Annotated in this window: 4 protein-coding genes and 1 pseudogene; all 5 read right to left on the bottom strand. The window is 37.9% G+C overall.

Annotated elements, in window-relative coordinates; translation table 11 throughout:
• Positions 1–483: 483 nt before the first annotated feature.
• On the bottom strand, positions 484–1065 hold the full coding sequence (locus R3333_RS12365) for a DUF2892 domain-containing protein (RefSeq protein WP_318959087.1): 582 nt from the start codon (positions 1063–1065) through the stop codon (positions 484–486).
• A gap of 2 nt (positions 1066–1067) precedes the next feature.
• Positions 1068–1502 carry a RidA family protein gene (locus R3333_RS12360; protein ID WP_318959086.1) on the bottom strand — a complete coding sequence of 145 codons (435 nt, stop codon included), beginning with the start codon at positions 1500–1502 and terminating at the stop codon, positions 1068–1070.
• Positions 1503–1512: 10 nt separating this feature from the next.
• Positions 1513–2784 (bottom strand): serine--tRNA ligase, encoded by a 1272-nt coding sequence (serS, locus tag R3333_RS12355; protein ID WP_318959085.1) that lies wholly within the window; start codon positions 2782–2784, stop codon positions 1513–1515.
• A gap of 82 nt (positions 2785–2866) precedes the next feature.
• Complete coding sequence (rfaD, locus tag R3333_RS12350) at positions 2867–3832, bottom strand: ADP-glyceromanno-heptose 6-epimerase (protein ID WP_318959084.1); 966 nt, start codon at positions 3830–3832, stop codon at positions 2867–2869.
• 405 nt (positions 3833–4237) lie between these two features.
• Positions 4238–4926, bottom strand: a pseudogene (locus R3333_RS12345) (trigger factor); the annotation flags it as partial.

Genomic DNA, 4926 nt, shown 5'->3' with positions numbered 1-4926 from the left:
ATTCAAGGATTCAAGGATTCAAGGATTCAAGGATTCAAGGATTCAAGGATTCAAGGATTCAAGGATTCAAGGATTCAAGGATTCAAGGATTCAAATTATATAAATAGTTCAAACCACAATTTTTAAATCTATCAAATTCTACAAATCCCGATTAACAAACGAAAATAGGTTCTTCAAGAAGGCTTTTGGCTTCGGTTCCACGATAGTACGACCTCACTCCCAAACCACTATCTTAGAAACCCTGTCTCCACTCGTAAATAAAAGCAGCAACCAAGGTTATCGAGCGGAGTCGAGATGAGCGCAGTCCAAGTTTCCAGATCAGCCACTACAAAAAGAAAACACCTTCAAACTATCAAATACTCAAATCTTCAAATCCTTCAAATCTTCAAATTGTTGAATTGTTGAATTGTTGAATTGTTGAATCAAAAAAAATCCCCACCACGTTACAACGCAATGGGGATTTTAATATCAATCGGTAAAAGTCTATCTCATTTTTGGAGACTTTCTTCTTCCTTTCATCATCATGGCTTGGCGCATCTGGTTTTTAGACGCTACCTGACCCATTTGATTTTTCATCATTTTAATTTGATCAGCCAACATGTTGTTCTCGTCTAATTTCTTAGCGGCAGACAACAAAGTTTGCGCTTCTTTCTTACGTCCAGTTTGCATACAGATACCCGCTAAGTGCATTTTACACATGGCTTGATCTTGCTTGGTACGTAAACCTAATGTTTGCGCTTTCAATAACATTTGCTCACTTTTAGCAAATCCTAATTCTTGTGCACCTAACATCGCTTGTAAGTAGATCACGTAAGCGTGCTGACTCTTCGGCAACATGTGTGGTGCTTTGATTCTTTGCAATGCTTTGTACGCTTTCTCTTTACTTCCTAAACGCATTTGGTAAAGGGCTATAATAATATTCTCGTTTCTAAAGAACGTCAACACTACCAATGCAGAGAACAATGTCATCACAATTCCCCATCCCCAGTAACCTGTTGCATATAAGGCAGCCGTTGATCCTAAAAATGCAAGGGCTACAATTACTCTTATTACAAATCCTATCATAATTAATCTTCTATGGTTGCAATACACTTCAATTCAATCGCAATCGGCGTAGGCAAGCTGCTGATCTCGCAAGTTGTTCTACACGGCTGGTTATCTTTAAAGTACTCCGCGTAAATTTTATTGTACGTATGGAAATCTCTTTTCATGTTCGTTAAGAAAACAGTAACATCTACTAAGTTCTCCCAAGAGCTTCCTGACTCCTCTAAAATTACTTTCACGTTATCGAATACGCTTCTACATTGCGCTTCGAAATCAAACTCCAAGTAATTTCCATTCTTATCCAATTTCAAACCTGGTACTGCAGAATCAGTAGCATCAGAACCTGCTGTTCTTGGCCCAACTCCAGAAAGGAATAATAAATTTCCAACTCTTCTGGCGTGTGGGTATAAACCTACAGGTTTCGGTGCTTTCGCAGTGCTAATTTTACTTTCACTCATCTTTTTGTTCTTAGTCAATTTTATCAAATCCTGTAAACGGTCTTAACGCTTCAGGTATCATAATTCCATCTTCTGTTTGGTGATTCTCTAACAAGGCAGCAACGATACGCGGCAATGCCAATGCAGATCCATTCAATGTATGACACAGTTGTGTCTTTTTATCTTCACCTCTAAATCTCAGTTTTAAACGGTTGGCTTGGAAAGTTTCGAAGCAAGATACAGAACTCACCTCTAACCATCTTTCTTGTGCAGCAGAGTATACTTCAAAATCATATGTAATTGCAGAAGTAAATCCTAAATCTCCTCCACATAAACGCAAAACTCTATAGTGCAGTCCTAACTTCTCCAACAATCCTTTGATGTGGTCTACCATCTCTACCAAAGCTTTTTCAGAATTCTTTGGGTGCTCTACACGTACAATTTCAACTTTGTCGAACTGGTGCAATCTGTTCAATCCTCTTACATCTTTACCGTAAGAACCTGCTTCTCTTCTAAAACAAGGCGTGTATCCTGTCATTTTAATAGAGAAATCTTCATTCGGTAAAATCACATCTCTGTAAATGTTCGTTAAAGGAACTTCTGCCGTCGGAATCATGTACAAATCATCCACGCCAATGTGGTACATCTGCCCTTCTTTATCTGGCAACTGTCCTGTACCGTATCCTGAAGCCTCATTCACAACGTGTGGAGGAATAAACTCTTCGTACCCTGCTTTATCTGCTTCCATCAAGAAGAAGTTAATCAAAGCACGTTGTAATTTCGCACCTTTTCCTTTATAAATTGGGAAACCAGCTCCAGTTACCTTTACACCTGTTTCGAAGTCAATTAACCCATACTTATCTGCTAAATCCCAGTGTGGTAAAGCATCAAAGTTAAACTGTACAGGTTCTCCAATTTCTTCAACAGTTACGTTGTCGTCTTCAGATTTTCCTGCTGGCACTATGCTTTGCGGAACATTAGGCACTTGGTACAACAATTCTTGCAAATCATTCTCCAAAGCTTCAACTTCCGCTTTCAAGCTTTTTTCGTTTTCTTTTAATGTAGCAGTTTTTGCTTTCGCTGCCTCCGCTTCATCGCGCTTTCCTTCTTTGAAAAGCATACCAATTTCTTTAGAAATTTTGTTCATTTCTGCAGCAATGGATTCCAATTCAGATTTTTTCGCTCTCCACGACTCATCTGTAGCAACAATATTGTTTACCACTTCTGTCGCATCTATCATACGCGTCTTCAACCCTTCAATAACAGCATCCTTATCTGCTCTAATTCTTGTAATCTCTAACATTGGTGTTTATTTTGATTGCGAAGATATGCATTCTCTCTTGCATTTCTTCTATATGGATAGTCCTATCCTTTACTTCTTTCTATTAAAAATATTTATTGGCCATCAAGTAGTTCTTCACGTAGTCTTCTACCCCTTGCTCCAAAGTGTGGAATCCTTTGCTATACCCTTGTGTGATCAATTTAGTCATGTCCGCTTCCGTAAAATACTGGTACTTGTCTCTGATATCCTCTGGAGTGTCAATAAAACCAATATTTTCTTCTCTGTTCATGGCTTCAAAAGTAGCTTTTACTAAGTCTAAGAAAGTACGTGCCTTTCCAGATCCTAAATTGTAAATACCACTTTCTACTTTTTCGTTCTTTAGGAACATACAGATGTTTACCAAATCCTTCACATACACAAAGTCTCTTTTCTGCTCTCCGTTTTTGTACTCTGGATTGTGCGATCTAAACAACTTCATCGCTCCCGTTTTGTTAATTTGGTGGTAAGCATGATATACTACAGAAGCCATACGACCTTTGTGGTATTCGTTGGGTCCATACACGTTAAAGAATTTTAACCCTGCCCAAAATGGAGGATGTGAATGTTGTTTCAATACCCACTCATCAAAAGTTTGCTTAGAATCTCCGTAAGGATTCAAGGGCTTTAATTGAGGAATAATTTTGTGGTCATCCTTATAACCTAACTCTCCCATTCCGTATGTAGCTGCAGAACTAGCATAAACCAAAGGAATCTGGTAGTGTGTACACCATCTCCAAATTTCCTTCGAGTACTCCACGTTCAATTCGTCAAAAATAGCTTTGTCAAATTCAGAAGTATCTGTTCTTGCCCCTATGTGGTAAACGAAATCTACTTCCTTACCATTTTCTTTCAACCAAGTTAAAAAATCGGCTCTAGAAATTTTAGCACCTATCGTTTTACCAGCTAAGTTGTGCGCTTTTTCCGTCTTAGAAAAATCATCAACAACCATTATATGTTCATGTCCCGCTTGGTTCAATTTAGAAACCAAAGCACTACCAATAAAACCTGCGGCACCTGTTACAACTATCATCTTTAATCGTTTTGCACAAAAATAAGTATAGATTTTAGCTAAAGAAATTATTTTCAAGGAAAGGCACTAGAAACTTTGGTCAACTTTTACTCAATCCTAAGTTTTAGGCAGTTTTTTTAATCCTTCATAAGGAATTAAAACCGCGCTTTGCTTTTCAAGCCTCCGGGCTTTCCCATCCAATCGCTAACTGGGTTCTTAGACGGTTAGAGGATTCAAGGATTCAAGGATTCAAGGATTCAAGGATTCAAGGATTCAAGGATTCAAGGATTCAAGGATTCAAATTATATAAATAGTTCAAACCGCAATTTTTAAATCTTTCAATTGTTGAATTGTTGAATTGTTGAATCAAAAAAAATCCCCACCACGTAAAACGCGATGGGGATTTTTGTAAAGTTTATCTTAAAATTAAGCTTGAGCTTCTTCAGCTAATTTCGCGAATTCGTCGAAAGTAACTTCTTTCTCAGTTAATTTAACTGTATCCTTAAAGTAAGCTGTTAACTTCTGATCAGCCAACATATCGTAAACTCTTTGAGCTTCTTCTTGGTTTGCTAATACCTTTTGAGATACTTCAGTCAATTCTTTATCTTCTGGAGCTGGCATTCCGTACTGAGCGTACTGTTGCGCCATCAATCCTTTCGTGTATTCTAAAGCTTCTGCTTGGTCAATCTTAATGTCGTTAGACTTAAAGATTTTCCCTTGGATCAATTGCCACTTCAAGTTCTCTTGGTAACCTTCGTACTGTGCTTCAATTTCTTCCATAGAAACTGGCTTGTCTTGTGGTTGTGACATTTGAATCCAACGCTTCAAGAACGTGTTTGGTAATTCAAATTCTGTTTTCGCTAACAAATCTTTAGTAATGTTACGCGCTAACAATCTATCGCTATCGTTACTCCAAACTCTTTCTAAGTCAGCAGCAATTCTTGCTCTTAATTCTTCTTCAGATTTGATTTCTCCTTCTCCGAATAACTTGTCAAACAACTCTTGGTTCAATTCAGCCAATTCCATTTGTTTGATTTCGTTCACTGTGAACTGGAATTTCTTAGACAAATCAGCTAATTCTTCTTCCTTCACACCTAACATTGCAGCAGTATCTT

The sequence above is a fragment of the Lishizhenia sp. genome (assembly GCF_033720595.1).
In the GTDB taxonomy this organism is placed as follows: Bacteria; Bacteroidota; Bacteroidia; order Flavobacteriales_D; family Crocinitomicaceae; genus Lishizhenia.
This window is presented reverse-complemented; position numbering and strand designations above follow the sequence as displayed.